This is a genomic window from Thiococcus pfennigii, from assembly GCF_016583835.1.
In the GTDB taxonomy this organism is placed as follows: Bacteria; Pseudomonadota; Gammaproteobacteria; order Chromatiales; family Chromatiaceae; genus Thiococcus; species Thiococcus pfennigii.
Genome location: NZ_NRRW01000066.1, coordinates 1 through 17,995 on the forward strand (window position 1 = coordinate 1; position 17,995 = coordinate 17,995).

Consider the following 17,995-nt stretch of genomic DNA (forward strand, 5'->3'; position numbering starts at 1 on the left):
CGTGCGAGGGGGCGGGGTTGGGCGCGCGGGGCTGACCGGGCCGCGTGTGCCGCGCGGTCATTGGCACGGCCGTGCGGGATGGGCCTCCGCGGCCGCCGTCTCGACCGCTGCGAGAGGCGAGCATTCGCCTGAGCGCCAACCCAGTCGAGGATCGACCGCCAACCCTTCACTCTCAACGAAAAAGGCCACAGAACGGATCAGCCCTGGCCTGGACTGAAGGGCACCTTGAACGGGCTTGCCTGGTCAGCCTCCAGCGCGGAGCCCCACGAGCCTTGGCGACGTTCTACCCCAAGGGGCCGGGGTCGCTGGGACGCGTGTGATGGCCTGTCATCAATATCCCTTTTCAAAGGTGCCCTGAAATATCGCTGGGCGCTCGGGGGCAGGTCTGCTAGTTTTATTCGGCCGCGGCGGCCTGGTGCAACGCCTGCGTCGGCCCGTCGCTCGGGCGCGGCGCTGGCGATCGGTCCGGCGCCGCGCCCGCCCAGCCCACGCACCCTCATGCCGATTCTGCCATGTCAGCCAATCCTGTTCGCCAGCTCGTTCACGTCGGGTACTCGATCCTCATCGGTGCATCGCTCGGCGCGGCCGCCCTCCTGATCGACGGCTGCGCGGGCGGCGACACCGCGGTATCGACGGCGCCACAGTGGCAGGTCGTCGATCCGGGCACGGCGGCTGGCGCCCGGCAGGGCGCCCTGGGGGGCAACCGGGCGGGTGCCGAGGCCGGGACCGTCGCGGAGTTCGTCGCGACCCGATGCCGGGAGGCGCGGGGCCGCGGCGAGACGGCATTCCTCGAGGCCCTGGTCCGCGATCTCTACGCCGCCGGCGTCGATCCGGCCACTGCGACCGAGACGCTGATGGCGGGCGGCTGCGGCGTGGTCGCCTCCGTGGTGCGCGAGCTGGTCGCGCAGGGCGGGCCGGAGGTCGTCGATCCGGTCGTCGATCGGGCGCTGTCGTTGACCGGCCCGGAGATGGAGCCGGTCATCGCGGCGGCCGCCCTCGTCGGGCTCGACCGGCCGGCCGGCGCGCAGGGCCAGGACGGTTGGCAACAGACCTATGGGATGGCCTATTTTTCGACGCGCGCCCGCGAGGCCCCCCTGATCACCGCGCGGGAGGCCGGCCCCCTCTATCGCGAGGCGCTGCCGGGCTATGGCCTCTACACCTTCGTGCTGTATGCGGACCTGGAGGCATTGCCGGCGGCCGACCGCGACCGCTACGATGAACTGTTGCGCCTGATCGAGAGCTATGTGCTCGCGCCCGAGCGGGAGACGGAGGCGTCGAGCGCCTCTTCGCACGCCTTTCTCGTCGCGGTCGAGCCGCGTCGCCCGGGGGGCCGCGCCGGTGTCGACCCGGGTCGCTCGACCGGCGCCGGGCTGGCGGCGGCGATGCGGGCCGATTTCGCCGCCCATCTGCGCGCCGCCGGTCATGCGGGGCTGGCGCGTGGCCTGCGCGAGCGGGCCGGTCCGTTCCTCGTCTCCAGCCTCGAACCGCGGCTGGTGCCGCTCGGCGGCGACGCGCCTCGGCTGCTGGTCGATCTGTCCGATGTCGGGGCCGAGTACCTCTACGCGGTCGTCGATGCCTACGATCGCCCCATCGCCCAGGCCCCGCCGGAGCCGACCACGGGCTTTGCCGCCATCACCCAGCGCTTGCGGGCGGTCTTCCCGGAGCGGGCGGGGCGCGGGCTCGCCGCCGCGCCCGAGGATTGGGTGACCCTGCTGGTGCCCGGCGAGGCCGAGCGCGAGGTTCGGGTCGGCGAGTTCGTCCGGGCGCCGGTCGCTGTCGGTGACCGGGTGTCCGCGGCCGATGGCGGCGGCGCGGCCGGTAGCTGAGGACGCACCGGCCGCGCGTGTCCTCCCGGTCCAATCACCTATCCCTTTCAAGTGTCTGAAGGTCGTTCATGCTGCGTTTCAGTCTCCCCAGCCTCCTCAAGTACCTCGTCGGCATCCTGCTGGTTCAGGGCGTGACCGTGCTGCTCGTCGTCACGGCCATGCGCTCCAATCCGACCGAGACCTGGTGGCTGTTCGTCGCGATCGGCGTCGCCGTCGGCATCCTGGTCGCCCTCTGGTTCACGTCGCTCGCCGAGGGGCATCGACGCAAGGCCGAGTCGCGGCTCAAGGAGCGCCACTACCGCGAGCGCGAGGCGATCCGCACGAAGCTCGAAAAGGAGAAGGCCAAGGCCGTCAAGACGACGGAGCGCGAGGCCGCCAGGGCCCGTGCGCGGGCGGCGAGCGGCAACATGCTGAAGACCGGTGCCCTGGTCGCGGGCGGGGTCGGCGTGGTCTTGATGATGACCCAGTTCGTCACGGTCGGGTTGCTCAGCCTGACGACGGCCGGTGGCCTGCTGCTCGGCTACGGGGTGCGCGCGCGCCAGGACCGCTGGCGGCAGGACAAGCTGGTGACGGCCGGCGAGCGGCCCATCAACGCCATCACCCTCGAGGAGACCAAGGCGATCGCCGCGCCGGCCAAGCGTGCGCGGCGCGGCGAACGCAAGGCGGCGCCGGGGCAGCTGATCGAGGAGGGCGCGCGGCCGGGCGAGGCCGGCGACCCGTGACGGCCCCGCGCCGCGGCGGCGCTCGGCCGAGGCTATTCGTTGCAGTAGTAGCCGTGCGCGATGAGCCCCTCTTCCAGATAGTCCGACACCATCGGATGGGCGAGCAGGTACTCGGCGGCGCGCATCGATAGGTCGCCGAGTGCCTCGTCGACGGCGTCCTCCCAGTCCTCGAGGTCGTAGTCGCCGCGCCCGAGCCACATCAGGGCGATGAGTTCGGCACGCTGGCGACCGTTGAGGGCCGCCAGGGTGTCCTCGATTTCGCGCAGGCAGGGGTCGTCGCGATGATCGGCGAGGACCTGCAAGGCCCAGTCGTCACCGGGGCTGTCGGGCACCTCGGGGATCACGACGGCCTCTTTGGCCTGGAATTCGCGGGCCTTGGCGATGATGAAGCACAAGGTCTCGAGACGGATATGGAGCATGTTCGCTTCTCCTGTCGGCGGTGCGCCCCGCGGCAAGGCCGGCCGGGCCGGGCGGCCCCGGACAGCCGGGCGATCGGCGCCGGTCGTCGGCCGATCCCCAGCCGCGGGGGCAGGCCCGCAGTCTACTACGCTTGTCGCCAGGCCCGGCATCCGAGATCGGACAAGGTCGGGCAGACGACGGCCATGCCAGGGCGATGGGCGACGCCCCATCACCCGTGGTCGAACGATCCGCGTCGCAACGAGAGGGCATAAGCGATGAAGGCGGCAATCTGGCGCGTCGGCGGGGCATACCTCGTGGCGGGCGCACTCCTGGTGGGTTGCACTTCGGTCCCTGAGACCAACAGGTCCCAACTCCTGCTGGTGGATCCGGCGCAGGAGGCCCAGCTCGGCCTCCAGACCTTCACCAAGGTCAAGGCCGAGACGCCGGTCTCGCGCAATCAGGCGCAGACCGCGCAGGTGCGTCGGGTCGGCGGGCGCATCGCGGCCGTGGCGCCGGTGCCCGGCTACCAGTGGGAGTTCGTCCTCTTCGAGGCCCCGGATACGCCGAACGCCTTCGCGCTGCCGGGCGGCAAGGTCGGCATCTACTCGGGGATCCTGCCGATCACCCGCACCGACGCTGGGCTCGCGACCGTCATCGCCCATGAGATCGCGCACGTCATCGCCCGCCACGGCGGCGAGCGCCTCTCGCAGGGGCTCCTCGTGCAGATGGGCGGGGTCGCGCTGTCGGCGGCGCTGGGCGCGCAAGCGTCGGCGACCCGCGAGCTGGCGATGCAGGCCTACGGGATCGGCACCCAGGTCGGGGTCATGCTGCCCTACTCGCGCACCCATGAGTTGGAGGCCGACCAGCTCGGCCTGCTCTTCATGGCCCGTGCCGGCTACGACCCGCGCGAGGCGGTGGCCTTCTGGCGCCGCTTTCAGGAGGCCAATCGGACGCGGGGCGGGTCGCCGCCGGAATTCCTCAGCACGCATCCGGTCGATGCCCGGCGCATCGCCCAACTCGAGCAGATGATGCCGCGCGCGCTCGAGGAGTACGAGCGGGCGGTCGCGCGGCGATGAGGTCGTCGCGACCAGGGGCATCGCCCTCCCGAGGTGCCTGAGGGTGCCTGAGGTCGGCCACGCTGGAGGGCGCGGTCAGGGCTCGTAGCCCAACGCGGCCAGCCGATCGATCGCGGTTCGGGCAAAGGCCGCGAGCTCCGGATCGCGCCGATAGGCGAAGGCGCGACTGGTATCGAAGCGCGCGGCGGTGTGCACCAAGGTGGCTTCATCGAGCGACAGGCCGCAAAACGACGCGATGCGGGAGAGGTTGTCCTGCGGGGCTGCGAGCAGATCTTCGTACCGGAGTTCGAGCGCGCGATCGCCTAGCGCCCAGACGTGAGACCTCGCCCGGCGGGAATACCGGCTCCAGAGGTCGAGGGCGGTGTCCAATTGCCCGCAGGGGATGGCGTGGGCGAGGCGCCGGCGGCCGGGGGCGGTCGGGTCGAGCGTATACAGGGGCCTGAGACGTGCGAGACGCGCCTCGGCTCGCGCCAGCGCCTCTCGTCGGCGCGTGCGCAAGCTCGCGGCCACGTCGACGCCGTGGCGCATGATGTGCAAGACGCGGGCTCGCGGAAAGATCCCGAGCCAGACGGGTAACGTGAAGCTGTTACGCGGGTCCTTCCAGCCCCAGGGCTCGGTGACCCGGTGCAGGGAGCGATAGCGCAGGTAGCGGCGCAGGCCCAGGAAGCGGAGGCAGGCCGGGCCGGCCACCAGGCCGCCCAGGTAGGCCTCGATCAGCGGGCGCGATGAGTCGTCCCGCAGCAGGTCATCGATGGGCTCCGGCGTGAACCAATAGGCGCCTGCCTGCGCGAGCAGCCAGTCGTTGACGGCGTTGGTGAACCGGGCCTCCTGGTTACGAGTCGTATTCACGCCCATGAAGAGGCCCAACTCCTCCAGCGCGCGGGTCAACAGGCTGGTACCCGAGCGGTGCATGCCGATGACGATCACCGGGGAGCTCGCGGACATGGTCTCGTCCATCGGCGCGGGCAACACGGGCCTCAGGGCAGGGCGATGCCCATGGCCTCCAGATAGGCGCGGGCAGCGCGTCGTGCTTCGAACGGGATGGCGGCCGCGCGCTGGCGCTCGGGCGGCGGTGGCGCTGCCAGTGTCGTCGCCATGGCGTGGGCCATCACGATGTCGTCCCCCACAGGTACCAGCGCCCCGAAACGTCCACCCTGTAGGGTCTCGGCGGGGCCGCTGGGGCAATCCGTCGAGACCACGGGCAGCCCATTGGCCAGGGCCTCGACGATGACCGCCGAGGATCCCTCGCGCCGCGAGGCCGACACGAATAGGGCCGCACGGGCCATGTAGCGGTACGGGTTGGCGTCATAGCCCGGCATCCACAGATCCTTGCTGATTTCGAGTTCGCCTCCCAGGGCCTCGAGCGCCGCCCGGCTGCGTCCCTCGCCGAGGATCACGAGCCGGCTGGGCCGGGTCCGGCGCAGCCGCGCGAAGGCACGTAGCAGGGTGGCGAAATCCTTGCGCTCGGAGAGTTCGCCGACGCCGAGGACGACGGGGCGGTCCGGGTCCGTGAACCAGGGGTGATCCACAGGCGCGCGCGCCAGTTCGTAGAGGCGGGCATTGACGATGGGATTGGGGATCACATGCAGGCGCTCGCGGGCGACGCCGGCCAGACGTTCCAGGTCGGCCGCCACGCCCGACGAGGGCGTGATCACCCCGTCGGCCCGTGGATACCAGCGGGCCATCGACCGGATCACCGCGGGCGGCTTGCCGATCGCCTCGGTCGCACCGGGATCGGCCAGCGCCATGCCGAGGCGGATCGTCAGGCGGGTCGGTACGCGGGTAGCCAGCCGCGCGAGGATGGCCGCCCGGTTCAGCCCATGGTTGGCAGCGAGCAGCGCGGCCGGTCGGTGTCGCAACAGGTAGGCCGCGAGCGGTGCCAGGGACGTCCCTTTGTGACCCGCTGCCAGCCGGACCCGACGCATATTCGCCGGCAGCGTCTCGACGAATGGGCCGTGACCGCGGATGGAGAGCAGATCGAGGCGCAGATTGAAGCGGCCGAATTCCGGCAGCAGATTCTGCACCACGCGATCCACTCCGCTGTGCCCGGAAGTGGCGAAGAGGAGGGCAGCGTCAGAGCCTCTCCGCGATCGATCGTTCCAGCGATTCATGAAAGCCTGTTGCACCTTCCGTTCTTTACGACGCCCGTTTGTTCAAGGAGTGTCTCGACCTCGACATCCAGTTTGGCGCGTAAGGATTCGAGTGTCTGCTTCGTCGTCTCCGCCTCGAACGCAACCAACTTCTCGTTGCGGGCGACAGTGCAGACGGTGGTACCTGCCAGCTGACCGAGGATGAGCGCATGCATGCGCGACCCGACGACGACGCGCAATCGGCAGAGAAGCTCGAGCAGGTCATCGGCGTCGACAATCGGTACGACTTCGACAGGGTTGGCCGGATGGCATTCCCGGAGGAATCGTCCCATCTCCTCGACTTCGCGTCGGTCGCTCCAGGCTGTCGAAAAGACCAGCAAGTCTTCACCTGGTCGCAGGTGCTTGTCGATGTGCTTCTGAAATGCCTGGTAATACTCGGTTCGACTCTGAAAGCGTCGATAGTTCATCACGCTCTTCAGCGAGGCCGGGCAGACGCCGACGCCGTGTCTCTCGGCTCCGTCCCGGCAACTCGGAGTCAGGCCGTACGCCGTGTCCGGAACGAGAGAAAAGCGAGTGCCGGTCATGCCGGCGATCACCTTCTGACTATGACCGTCCCGTAGCCGGACGAACGATGCGCTCGACAGGCTGCTCTTCAATATTTTCTGCATCGTTTCGGAGAACGCTCCGCCACGTTCCTCTGTGCCTACCGAGAAAAAGGCCAATTTCGCACCACAGCGTCTTGCGACGAGGCTCCAGGTTTCGATCGCGAACATGAAATCATCGTTGGGCAGCAACAACTGTCCGCCCCCGATCACGATCAGGCGAGGTCGCTTCAGCAGCGCGTAGGGCAGGTAGGCGAGTACGCAGATGCGGGCGGACATGGCCCGGAAACGGAGGCGTTTTAGCGCCTTGCGAAGGATGCGAAGTATGAAGAGGTTCTGTGCCCCGGTGAACTCGACGCGCTCAATCGCGGGCGTATAGCCCTTGATCCGCGCCTCCAGTCCCATGCCAAGCAGTTGATCGCCAAGATTTCTGGTCAGGCATCGATGGGCAATCCATACCAAGGGGTAACGATCCGCTTGCATTTTGCGCCTTATTCTCTCGTTGATTGCGTGCGCCCGCGGCTTGCGGAAGTAACGCGTAGAACCGAAACTCGGATTGCCGAAAATCGTTGTTTCAGATTGGGCTTCGATAGAGCGAAATTTGCGGAAAGGCGTAGCATCGAATGTGTCGCCAGAGCGTCGTGTGAGACGTCTCCGCTAGAACTCGAAGCCGAGTTCGTGCGTCTTGTTATCGTAAACTACGGCAAAGAGTTCTTCGACCATGGTTCGCGTTCCGTCATTGTAGTGCTGACGGTATTCATGGGGTGGGCGGAGCTTGTTCTTATTTACTACTGGCAGGCGGATATCGGTGGGTAGGCCGATGCGCTGACAGATTTGACGAAAATCACTTTCCATGTGCTCGAACCGGCCAATCGAGTCTACGATTTGTTTCCCGTTGTCGAAGAACATCGAAAACGATCTCATCAACCGCAGTCCCTCGGGTTCGCCGTTCTTGACCTCCCGTCGAATTGTCTCAACGAAGGCTTCGAATTCTGGCCATTCGGACCTCGGCTGCCTACGATGTCGCCAGTAATAGACGGAGACCATCCAATCCCAAGGATTGCGTGCAAAGGCAAATTTATGAAACTCATCCCAAAGTGGCCCCATGAAGCGCCTAACTTCCTCGGGGGGGGCGTGGGCGCTGCTGAGGCCATGGGCTCGGCGATAGTAGGTCTTCACCGCTTTGTCGATGGCCTTGCCCGAATCCCGTGTGCTGATGGTTTCTTTCAGTAGCAGGGCCACGACGCTTGGGTGGAGCGCGAGGCGCAGGGTGCGCCGGTTGGGGCGAAGGCCATGGCGCTTGGCATGTTGCTGCGTTCCGATGATGATGTCATCCGGGCCGAGGTGTGGATAGAGCGCCAGCGCAATCGAACTGCCGCCCGTTTTGGCCGCGTGTAGGAATACGAACTTGTGCTTATAGGAAATGATCATCGGGTTTCATCGCGAATTTCATGTAATCCGGTTCGCTTCATCTGTCCTGGCAAGCCCGAGCGCGTGCAGGTACTCCGCGGCGATGTGCCGACTGTCGAACCGCCGGGTTGCCGCCCCGAGATCCTCGGCGCGGCGCGTCTGATCCAGGCGCTCGGCCATGGCTTCGGCGAGCATCTCCGCATTCTCGACAGGTACCAGCGGCCCATGGTGGCCGTCCTCGAGGATCTCGCGCGGTCCGCTCGGGCAGTCCGTCGACACGACAGGGCAGCCGACTGCCATCGCTTCCACCAGCACATTGCCCAGGCCCTCGTAACGGGAGGAGAGCACGAAGAGGTCGGCCTGGGCCATGTAGGGTAACGGGTCTGACACGAAACCGATCAGGGCGACGTCGGCATCGATCCCCAACCGTCGAGCCTGCGCCTCCAGGGCGGGCCGCTCCGGCCCGTCGCCAAGGATCATGAGCCGTGCCGGCCGTGTCCGGCGCAGTCGGGCGAAGGCCTCCAACAGGATATCGAATCCCTTCTGGCGCGTGAGGCGCCCGGCGGCGAGGATGACCGGAAGGGGACGGCCGGGCGCGAACCACGGGTGCTCGGGTGTTCGGGCCGCGCGCGCGGGAAAGTCGTCGGATACCGTCGGGTTGTAGATCACGCTGATCCGCTCTCCAGGGATCCCGTATACGTCCACCAGATCCCTCTTGACGCCCTGTGAGATGGCGATGATGCCGTCGGCCCTCGGGTACATCAGCCGTATCATGAGTCGCTGTATCGGGCGTCGAATGGTCTGGCTCAAGGTATTGGTGACCTTGATGAGGATCGGCGTCTGGACGCGGGCGAGGAAGCGGGCCAACAGCGCGACCTTCGCGCTGTGGTCCTTGACCGTGAGCACCGCGTTCGGATGCTGATCACGCAGATAGGCTGCCAGACGTCGGATGCCATCGGGTTTGGAGCGCGTCGCGAGGTCGATGACCCTGACCTCGGGCGGCAGCCGATCCGGGCACGGCGTCTGCCCGCCGCGCAGCAGAACCAGGTCCACCTGTATGCCCTGGGTGAGGAACTCTCGCGCCAACGTGACGACCTTACCCTCGATTCCGCCCCAGGCCTTGAGTGGTCCGACGATCGCGATGCGGCGCGGCCTCATGGTCTGTTCTCTTCCGTGCTCAGGCCCAAGGCTCGCAGATCGGCGGGGGCCGCCCGTCGCGCTCCGAACGGCCTGGCGGCCTCGCGCTGGTGCCCGGCGGCGGTCCCGAGTTCTCGCTCAGCCCCTCGATTTGGATAGCAGTCGTTCTCCGTTGACAAATTGTCCATGCCCCGTATCACATTGACCTCGAGACCCTCCAAGCCTCGGAGAACACCCGCATCGTGCGTACCGAGTTCATCGTGGCATTCATCTGGAGTTGGTGTCGCAGCCTCTCGATCGGTTCGAAGGCATAGACGGCGGAGAGGCTCGGCGCCCTGCCAATTATGACGGAGTAGAGTCCGATATTCGCGCCGACGTCGACCAGTGCCGTCGCCTCGCGTTCCGCCACCCACGTCGACATGCTGTCGAGTTGTCGACGGTCGTACTTCCCGCGCAGCACCAGTTTGCTTTCCTTGGGCTGATCGCGGCTTAGAAGAAGGCAGGCGCCCCGGTAACGCCAGGCGGTGAAGGCGCAGGGTCTGGAGCGAATTCATCGCTTCATCAGGGAGTTGCGGACTCTCTTGGTCAAAGCCTTCATCTGTCTGTCCCCATCGACAATGGGTGTTCGTCGACTTTCCAGGAATGCGGTCGTCTCTGCGCAACCGCCGCCGGACGGATCGGTCGCTGCCGCGCAATAGGCCAGGGCGATCGTACGTGGCAATCACCCGGATGGCACCGCATATCCGTACTCGGCGATGTCTTCTTCGTAGATCGCGCACACCAATTCGATGCCCTCACTGAAGCCGGAAAACATCTCGTCGGTCGTCGCGTGCGGCGGCCGCACGCCCTTCTTGGCCCCCAGTGCGCTGAATTCGGCATGGAGATCACGGGGGAGTCCGACCCTCTCCGCAAGCTCCGTCAGGTCATCGCCGAAATGCTCGAACCTGATCATGAAGTCGACGGCCTTCGTGCCATCGATGTGCGTGATCCTCCTGTTCTTGTGCAGGACCTTCGGCTTCGACATCAGATACTCGCGAAAGCCCGTTCTCGAGACCTCTTGCCCCTCGTGGGCCCAGAAATATCGGCTCACGACATAGTCGAACGGATTTCTGACGATCGATACCTTGAGGTAGCTTTCCCAGATCGCCTTTCCGACCCGCGCGCGCACATCCCGCGCGGGGATGTGATTGTAGAAGGTCCTGGGCGCCTTGCGGCCCCGCATCAGCCTGAAATGGTCTCGCGGGGTATATTGGCGGCGTGGCTTCAGATAGTTCTGGGGCCCAGGGTACCCGAGGGAGGCCCTGACCGCCTCGTCGTCGAGTTGGATCGGGGTAATGACATCGTCAGGTCCGCAATATTTCGACAGGGCGATCTCCAAGCTCGTCCCGGCGGTCTTGCTCGTCTTCAAAAATATGAATCGATTCTTATGAGACAGAATCACGACCGGATGCTCATGCCTTTCGTTGGTTCAAAAAAACTGCGCGCAGCGACGAGACGACTGGGCACCTTGAAGGATTCAGGGTGTCCGCCCGTGTCAGTCGCCTCGACGACTGAAGATGAAGCGAAGCGGACATCGTATTTTCGCTTCGCGTCTTGTGAAATTGCCCGGACGGCCATTTCGTCCGCGATCTGACGACTGTCGAACCGCCGGGTTGCCGCCTCGAGATCCTCGGCGCGGCGCGTCTGATCCAGGTGCTCGGCCATGGCTTCGGCGAGCATCTCCGCATTCTCGACAGGTACCAGCGGCCCATGGTGGCCGTCCTCGAGGATCTCGCGCGGTCCGCTCGGGCAGTCCGTCGACACGACAGGGCAGCCGACTGCCATCGCTTCCACCAGCACATTGCCCAGGCCCTCGTAACGGGAGGAGAGCACGAAGAGGTCGGCCTGGGCCATGTAGGGTAACGGGTCTGACACGAAACCGATCAGGGCGACGTCGGCATCGATCCCCAACCGTCGAGCCTGCGCCTCCAGGGCGGGCCGCTCCGGCCCGTCGCCAAGGATCATGAGCCGTGCCGGCCGTGTCCGGCGCAGTCGGGCGAAGGTCTCCAATAGGATATCGAATCCCTTCTGGCGCGTGAGGCGCCCGACGCATCGCGATGCGGCGCGGCCTCATGGTCTGGTCTCTCCCGTGTTCAGGCCGAAGGCCCGCAGATAGGCGCGTGCCGTATGGTCGGCCGTAAAGCGTCGGCTGGCTTCGCTTGGGACGTAGGCGGGGCCGCCGGTCCGGATGGTCGATTCCAAGGCCTCGGCAAGGGCCAGGTCGTCGCCGACCGGTACCAGGGTGCCGAATCGTCCGTCTTGAAGGATCTCGCGAGGACCGCCGGGGCAGTTGGTCGCGACGATCGGGCGACCGAGGGCGAGGGCCTCGGCGATCACGTTGCCGAAACCCTCCCAGGCCGACGAGAGGGCGAAGACATCGGCCCGGGCAATCCAGGCGTAGGGGTTCGTCACGAAACCGGGCAGCGCTACATGATCGGCGAGGCCGAGCTCGCGCACCAGGGTCTCCAGCGGCTGCCGCTCCTCGCCCTCCCCAAAGATGACGAGTCGGGCATCAACCCGCTCGCGCAGCCGAGCGAAGGCCTTCAGCAGCGTCGGATAGTCCTTCTGACGTGCCAATCGTCCGGCGCTGACGATTATCGGGCGGTGGTCTGCATCAACCCATCGATGTTCCGGGGTCTCCTGGGCTCGTTCCAGGATGCCGGGGTTGATCACCGCGTTGTGGATCACCCGAATATCCGGATGCCGGAGGCCCACCTTGTCGATGAGGTCCCGCCGAACGCCGTCGGAGACGGTGATGACAGTGTGTGCCCAAGGGTAGAGTCGCCGCACCTCCCGAAATTTTCTCAGGCGCTGTGCCGCGTGGCGATGCTTGGCCGACTGGCCGTACGGGTTGGCGACGCTCACGAGGCGTCGCGCCTCGATGCCGGGAAGTCGGCCCAGCGCGCAGACGACGCTGTTCGCAACATGGGTGCAAGACAGTACGGCGTCGGCCGGGTGACGACGCAGATGGCGCCACAGGGCGAACAAGGTTGGCAGGCGCCCGCGGGTTTGGAGATCGTGGTGCGCCGCGACGGCCCCGATCTCGTCCGGAAAGAAGATCCCGCCCCCCCGGAAGGTCACGATCTCCACCGTGTGGCCTTCCGCCGCCCACACCGGCACCATGGCCGCCAGCGTTCGCTGGATTCCGCCGGTCTCGGCGAAATCCCCGAAGAGTACGATTCGGCCGCCTGAGCGGGAGTCGTCTGCCCTACGGGTCACGGTCCGACTTCCCCGTCGGACAACCGGGGCTCAGCGGCTGTTGTGTGGTAGCACGCGAACATCGTCGGATCGAGGGTTTCGCGGATGAGTCCGTCCACCCAGATTTGGTCCTGAGGTGACAGGTGTTCTCGGTACCCGCCTACCTTCCCCTTGCGCATCTTGAATGTCCGCTCGTCCGCTGAGCGCCGCGCCGACAGAGAGCGCGTGGCGTATCGACCCTGTTGTTCCATCTCCTTCATGTTCTCGAAGCGGCAGAACTCGACGGCCGCCTCGGCCTCGGCATCGGAGATCTCTTGCAGGGCGTAGAAGTCCAATACCTTGCGCAATGTGGCCGCGGGCGCCTCGCGCATCTCCTCGTAAGTGATCAGCAACAAGGCCTTCGGCACATGGGCGTTGCGTGCCCAGATATTATAAAAGGCAAGGATCGTCGTAAGGCCTCCGACTGGCCCCCGGATATAGGTCTCTAGCCTTCCCTGGTAGTTGACATTGCGCTGGGTCTGCTGAAAAAACGAGGACACCAGTACGTCGCGGGGATCTCGCACTAGCAGCACTACTCGGCTCTGGCGATATCCCCCTTTGTCCGTTTCGAGCTCATCGGCACGTTTGAACTCGGGGCCGCCGTCGTGGTGCACATAGATGGAGGGGATCTGTCGGTTGCGCCCGTGATAGTCTCGCAACCTCAAGGGGTTGTCGAGCGTAATGCCGTAGTGGAGTTCCGTGGCCTTGCTGATCATCATCACCAGCCAGGTTCGGCCGCATTTGGGGTAGGATATCAGCTGCATCGGGGCCGTTCTGCGTAGCCACCAGCGCCTGAATTTCCTCCACGGGGTCATCTGATCGGTTCCGTTCGTAGTATTCTGAGGGGGACCTTGAAAATGGCTTTCTTGGCAATTCTTCAAGGTGCGGAGCGAAAATGCGATTTCCGCTCTGCTTCATTTTCAGTCGCTTAGGCGACTGAAGTGGTAGGGCGTTCGAGCCCTGCACGGGTACCTCGAGTCTTTCAAGGTGCCCTTGGATCGGTGATATGGGGCGATCGAGGGCGCCCGCGCAGGGATCCTGATGTCGTGGCCAGGCCGGCACCGCGCGATCCGAAGGGCGAGGCCTGCGACGCAGACCGCCAATCACCATCTACTATGTCTGATGGCGGTCTTTTCTGCGATCGTCGTCGTTTACGCCCTTGCCGGCTGGGTCGCAAGACAAAATCCTGTTCTGAAATTCATTTTTGCGTTCGGTGACTTGACCGTGCCGAACGGTCCGAGCGGACGCGATTCGATGGAGCTTCGTTCTTGAGCAACAATGCGCGCACGATACCTGGCTTACCGCTGATCGACAAGCCTGGCGGCATCGGCCCGGCTGGCGGCGTTCGGCGCGTCGAGATTTTGGGCATGCCGGGGGTGGGCAAGACCTTTTTGCTGAAGCGACTGAGGCGGCTAGGCGGCTCGGTCGCTCCCTTTCTCGGGTACAAGGAGCGTGTCGGTGCGCTCAAGTTTCGTTACAGATGGAGTCGTTACCAGCTCGGATTCATCACCGATCTCCTACCAGACGCCATCGCGAGGCGGGCCTTGCGGGGGGGCTACCAGTACCGGGCGCGGGAATTGGAGACGCGCGCACTGATCGATTTCGTGGAGAGTCACCAAGATCTTGCGGTTTGGCTGATCGGTGCCGTCGATGCCGCCGATGCGGCGGCCAGGGACAAGGTGCTGGTATTGAGTTGGTTTCATAGGCTATTCGCCGACTATCGACTGGCGACTGATTCGAAGGATTCCGGACGCTGTCGCCACCGGTTTCTCATGTTCGACGAGGGGTTCGCGCAAAAAGCGGTGTCCCTGGCGTTGCACCTGAATTTCACGCCCGCCATGGTGGGCGAGTACGCGACCCATATGCCAAGCCCGGACCTGCTGATCGTCATCGATGCTCCCGACGAGGTGATATTCCAACGTCTGGAGCAGCGGGGTTGGCCGAGCTGGGTGGCGCCGACTGACGAGGAGGGCAAGCGGCGTTTCATGGTCTGCTGCCGGGATGCCGTGTTGGCGATGGTGGACGCCCTCGCTGCCCGGGGTGTTTCGGTCGTGACGGTTTCCAACGAGGGATCCGGCGAATCGGTTGCAAAGCGCATGGCGAGCCTGCTCAGTGCCCATCAGGGCTAGGGAGACGGGCCGTCCTGGCCAAAAATCAGCACGGAAGTCGAAAGCGCAGTTTCCGACTTCCTTCCTGTTCAGTCGCTTATCGCGACTGAACAGGGCGGGGCATCCTCACCTCGCGCGGGCGACTCGCATTTTTCAAGGTCCCCATCCATCGCACCCAGATGCCGTGGCCGCGCGGCGATCCGACGAAAACCAATGCCGATGGGGAGGGCCGGCGGCAGGTGGTCGCTCGCGACCTGTCCGCGGCGGCGGCCCGGACCGGCTGGCGAGGGCGGGGCGACCTGGCCACCGTTCCGACGGATCGATTACCATCGCCGCAACGCCGTCTTTTCTCCAGCTCGAAGGGGTGCCCGCTTGAAGTTCACGGTCGAGGAAATCCGCAATTGGCGCAGTCGGCGGGTCACGCTGCTCGGCATGTCCGGCGTCGGCAAGACCCATCTGTCGGCGATGCTGCGCCGCCATGAGTGGTTCCACTACTCGGGCGACTATCGCATCGGTACGCGCTATCTCGATGAACCGATCCTGGATCTGATCAAGGCCCAGGCGATGCAGGTGCCGTTCCTGCGCGACCTGCTGCGCCGCGACTGGATCTTCATCCGCAACAATATCAAGGTCGCCGATCTAGGGCCGGTGCTGAGCTTCATCGGCAAGCTTGGCAACCCCGAGCTCGGCGGGCTGCCGCTGAAGGAGTTCCAGCGCCGCCAGGCCCTCTACCGTCAGGCCGAGATCGCGGCGATGCGCGACGTGCCGAGCTTCATCGACAAGGCCTGGCAGATCTACGGCTACAGCAACTTCGTCAACGATGTCGGCGGTAGCCTGTGCGAACTCGACGAGCCGGACGTCATCGATCTCTTGGCGCGGCACACGCTGATCCTCTACATCCAGGTGCCCGAAGAGGACGAGGCCAAGCTGATCGAGCGCGCCCAGGCGGACCCCAAGCCGCTCTACTATCGCCCCGAGTTCCTCCGCTCGGCGGTCAAGGACTACCTCGCCGAGCGCGGCCTGGAATTCGTCGCCCAGGTCGACCCGGACGACTTCACCCGCTGGGTCTTTCCACGGCTCTTCCACTCGCGGGTGCCGCGCTACGAGGCGATCGCCCGCCCGCACGGCTACCGGGTGACCTCGACCGAGGTTGCCCAGGTCCGCGACGAGCGGGATTTCCTCCAACTGCTGGAGCTTGCCGTATCGCGCAAGGACCAGCCGCTCGATGACTGAGCGGGGTCGCCTCTGATGCCTATCGTCGCGCACAACGCCCTCCCGACCTTCGCCCGGTTGCAGGCCGAGGGACAGCATCTCCTCGACCCGGACCGCGCGATCCAGCAGGACATCCGCGAGTTGCACATCGGGTTGCTGAACATGATGCCCGACGCGGCGCTGGCGGCGACGGAGCGTCAGTTCTTCCGGCTGGTCGGGCAGAGCAATCAGATCGCCCAGTTCTACGTCCATCCATTCACGCTCGAGGGGCTGACGCGCTCGGCCCGGGCGCGCGAGTACATCGCCGAATACTACGAGCCCTTCGACAAGCTGCGCGAGGAGGGGCTCGACGCCCTCATCGTGACCGGCGCCAACGTCACCGGACAGGACCTCGCCGAGGAGCCCTTCTGGGGGCCGTTGATCGAGGTCGTCGACTGGGCCTACGAGCACGTGACCTCGACCCTCTGCTCGTGCCTGGCGACCCACGCCGTCCTACAGTTCCGCTACGGCCAGCGCCGTCGTCCCCTGCCGGCGAAGCGCTGGGGGGTCTTCGCCCACCGGGTCGTCGATCGACGGCATCCGCTCGTCGAGAACGTCAATACCCTTTTCGATGTGCCGCATTCGCGCTTCAACGAGATCAGCCGGGGCCAGTTCGATGCGGCCGGGCTGCCGGTACTGGTCGAAAGCGAGGGCGCCGGCGTCCATCTGGCGACCAGCCCGGACGGGCTGCGGCTGGTCTTCTTCCAGGGCCACCCGGAGTACGACACCATCTCGCTGCTCAAGGAGTACAAGCGCGAGGTCCGCCGCTTCGCCGCCGGCGAGCGTGCCGACTATCCGCCGTTTCCGCAGAATTACTTCCCGCTGCGCGAGCAGGCGATCCTCGACGAGCACCGCGAGCATGTCCTGAAGGCACTCGATCGCGGCCGCCCGCCACCGGAGTTGCCCGAGGACCTGGTCGCCGCGCGCCTCGACAACACCTGGCACGATACCGCCGAGGGCGTCGTCGGCAACTGGATGGGGCTCATCTACAGGGTCACCGACAACAATCGGCGCAATCCCTTCATGCCCCACATCGATCCGCAGGACCCGCTCGGCCTGACGCGGCGATGAGGGATTCGCGATCGCCGGCAGGCCGGCTTGTTGCGCGAATGCCGCCGAGGTCATGCCTGTCGCAAGTGCGCAACCGGCCTTTTACCATGGATACTTCGAGGATAATGAAGGCGCTCGCGCCGTAACGTCGGGGCATGCGAGAGATCGCGTTTCGCTTGACCTGTGACAAAAAATCGACATGCAAGACGGTGAATGCCGATTGGATCCGATGGATACTGAGGCCATGGAAACCGCCCATCCGGCCCCGCGTCTCGGCCCCGCCGAGTTCCGGGCGGTGGCCCGGGGTGTGGTGTTCGGCGGCATGGCATACACTGGACGAAGAGAGATGTTCGACCAACGAGAGCAGACGATCCGTTACAAGTGGGACGCGGCGACTGGCACCGGCTACCAGTTGCGCGTCGAGCGACCCTGGTCCGGAAACCGCTACCGCGTCGAGGACTGGACCAACCATGTGATGACCGACGAATGGGAATGCCTCAGCCTCGAGGAGGCGTTGAGGGTGCTCGACGGCCTTTTCGAGCTCGACCTGACCCAGGAGCGTCATCGCCTGGCGGCCTGGGCGCCCGAATCGGTCCAGTGAGGATTGCGCCTCGATGAGGCCCGGCACGACGAGCGGGGGCGCTGCGCGGTCCTAACGGCGAGTTCTGGACCGATGCCGCACACAGGTCGGCCCTTCCTGCCTCGGTGGGAGGCGGGTATCCTCCAGGCCGACCGCCCCCGCTTGCGACAATGACGAAACGCGGACGAACCCTGAGGTATCCCCGGATAAGAGGGGGGCTAAACCGCGTGGGCGTAGGTCGACTTACCAACGGAAGCCGGCTCTGGCAATCTGAGCCATCTCGCCATTTTGTGGGGATACCTTAGGGACGAACCGCTATCTGGCTCCGGGCCTGTCGGTGGCCTCCGCTCGGCCTCGTCGATCGGTTCCGGTGGCCTGCCGCGCGGGGTCGACTCGGGACTGGGTCAGGATGCCCAACGGTGGTCGGCCGAGTCGTCGAGCGCCCAGTTCGGGGTGAGCGGGTCGGCT

17 protein-coding genes and 1 pseudogene are annotated in these 17,995 nt (G+C 65.7%); 7 read left to right on the forward strand and 11 right to left on the reverse strand.

Annotation, left to right across the window (positions count from 1 at the left end; all coding sequences use genetic code 11):
• The first annotated feature begins 512 nt into the window (after positions 1-512).
• Positions 513-1,826, forward strand: coding sequence for a hypothetical protein (locus CKO41_RS15860; protein WP_200383006.1), 1,314 nt, complete (start codon positions 513-515; stop codon positions 1,824-1,826).
• A gap of 68 nt (positions 1,827-1,894) precedes the next feature.
• A complete protein-coding gene (locus CKO41_RS15865; protein WP_200249456.1) occupies positions 1,895-2,548 on the forward strand; it encodes a hypothetical protein in 654 nt (217 codons plus the stop codon).
• Between the two features lie 32 nt (positions 2,549-2,580).
• Here CKO41_RS15865 and CKO41_RS15870 read toward each other — a convergent pair whose 3' ends face one another.
• A complete protein-coding gene (locus tag CKO41_RS15870) occupies positions 2,581-2,967 on the reverse strand; it encodes a DUF3775 domain-containing protein (protein WP_200249455.1) in 387 nt (128 codons plus the stop codon).
• 255 nt (positions 2,968-3,222) lie between these two features.
• Here CKO41_RS15870 and CKO41_RS15875 point away from each other — a divergent pair, with 255 nt between their 5' ends.
• Positions 3,223-4,023 (forward strand): M48 family metallopeptidase, encoded by an 801-nt coding sequence (locus tag CKO41_RS15875; RefSeq protein WP_200249453.1) that lies wholly within the window; start codon positions 3,223-3,225, stop codon positions 4,021-4,023.
• Between the two features lie 75 nt (positions 4,024-4,098).
• On the opposite strand, the gene CKO41_RS15880 is transcribed toward CKO41_RS15875, so the two are convergent.
• The 10 genes and pseudogenes from CKO41_RS15880 to CKO41_RS15925 all read right to left on the reverse strand — a co-directional run bounded on the left by CKO41_RS15880 (position 4,099) and on the right by CKO41_RS15925 (position 13,353).
• Positions 4,099-4,968 (reverse strand): sulfotransferase, encoded by an 870-nt coding sequence (locus CKO41_RS15880; protein WP_200249452.1) that lies wholly within the window; start codon positions 4,966-4,968, stop codon positions 4,099-4,101.
• A 32-nt stretch (positions 4,969-5,000) separates the two neighbouring features.
• Positions 5,001-6,134, reverse strand: coding sequence for a glycosyltransferase (locus tag CKO41_RS15885; protein ID WP_200249451.1), 1,134 nt, complete (start codon positions 6,132-6,134; stop codon positions 5,001-5,003).
• Entirely contained in the window at positions 6,131-7,198 is a 1,068-nt protein-coding gene (locus tag CKO41_RS15890; RefSeq protein ID WP_200383007.1) for a polysaccharide pyruvyl transferase family protein, read from the reverse strand. The genes CKO41_RS15885 and CKO41_RS15890 overlap by 4 nt, the downstream gene beginning before the upstream one ends.
• Before the next feature lie 174 nt (positions 7,199-7,372).
• Entirely contained in the window at positions 7,373-8,146 is a 774-nt protein-coding gene (locus tag CKO41_RS15895) for a sulfotransferase family 2 domain-containing protein (protein ID WP_200249449.1), read from the reverse strand.
• A gap of 18 nt (positions 8,147-8,164) precedes the next feature.
• Positions 8,165-9,283 (reverse strand): glycosyltransferase, encoded by a 1,119-nt coding sequence (locus CKO41_RS15900; protein ID WP_200383008.1) that lies wholly within the window; start codon positions 9,281-9,283, stop codon positions 8,165-8,167.
• Positions 9,284-9,458: 175 nt separating this feature from the next.
• The gene (locus CKO41_RS15905; protein ID WP_200383009.1) at positions 9,459-9,722 is read right to left on the reverse strand and encodes a class I SAM-dependent methyltransferase; all 264 of its coding nucleotides are present in this window, start codon (positions 9,720-9,722) and stop codon (positions 9,459-9,461) included.
• Positions 9,723-9,983: 261 nt separating this feature from the next.
• The gene (locus CKO41_RS15910; protein ID WP_200383010.1) at positions 9,984-10,670 is read right to left on the reverse strand and encodes a hypothetical protein; all 687 of its coding nucleotides are present in this window, start codon (positions 10,668-10,670) and stop codon (positions 9,984-9,986) included.
• Positions 10,671-10,699: 29 nt separating this feature from the next.
• A pseudogene (locus CKO41_RS18960) lies at positions 10,700-11,341 on the reverse strand (glycosyltransferase); the annotation flags it as partial.
• Positions 11,342-11,371: 30 nt separating this feature from the next.
• The gene (locus CKO41_RS18965; protein ID WP_200249459.1) at positions 11,372-12,424 is read right to left on the reverse strand and encodes a glycosyltransferase; all 1,053 of its coding nucleotides are present in this window, start codon (positions 12,422-12,424) and stop codon (positions 11,372-11,374) included.
• Between the two features lie 92 nt (positions 12,425-12,516).
• A complete protein-coding gene (locus tag CKO41_RS15925) occupies positions 12,517-13,353 on the reverse strand; it encodes a sulfotransferase domain-containing protein (RefSeq protein ID WP_276568959.1) in 837 nt (278 codons plus the stop codon).
• Between the two features lie 453 nt (positions 13,354-13,806).
• On the opposite strand from CKO41_RS15925, the gene CKO41_RS15930 reads away from it, so the two are divergent.
• From CKO41_RS15930 to CKO41_RS15945, 4 genes are all read left to right on the forward strand, one after another.
• Positions 13,807-14,667 carry an adenylate kinase family protein gene (locus CKO41_RS15930; RefSeq protein ID WP_200249437.1) on the forward strand — a complete coding sequence of 287 codons (861 nt, stop codon included), beginning with the start codon at positions 13,807-13,809 and terminating at the stop codon, positions 14,665-14,667.
• Between the two features lie 351 nt (positions 14,668-15,018).
• Positions 15,019-15,879 (forward strand): ATPase, encoded by an 861-nt coding sequence (locus CKO41_RS15935; RefSeq protein WP_200249435.1) that lies wholly within the window; start codon positions 15,019-15,021, stop codon positions 15,877-15,879.
• 15 nt (positions 15,880-15,894) lie between these two features.
• Entirely contained in the window at positions 15,895-16,968 is a 1,074-nt protein-coding gene (metA, locus tag CKO41_RS15940) for a homoserine O-succinyltransferase MetA (protein WP_200249434.1), read from the forward strand.
• 208 nt (positions 16,969-17,176) lie between these two features.
• Positions 17,177-17,548 (forward strand): hypothetical protein, encoded by a 372-nt coding sequence (locus CKO41_RS15945; protein WP_242464380.1) that lies wholly within the window; start codon positions 17,177-17,179, stop codon positions 17,546-17,548.
• Positions 17,549-17,995: the final 447 nt, after the last annotated feature.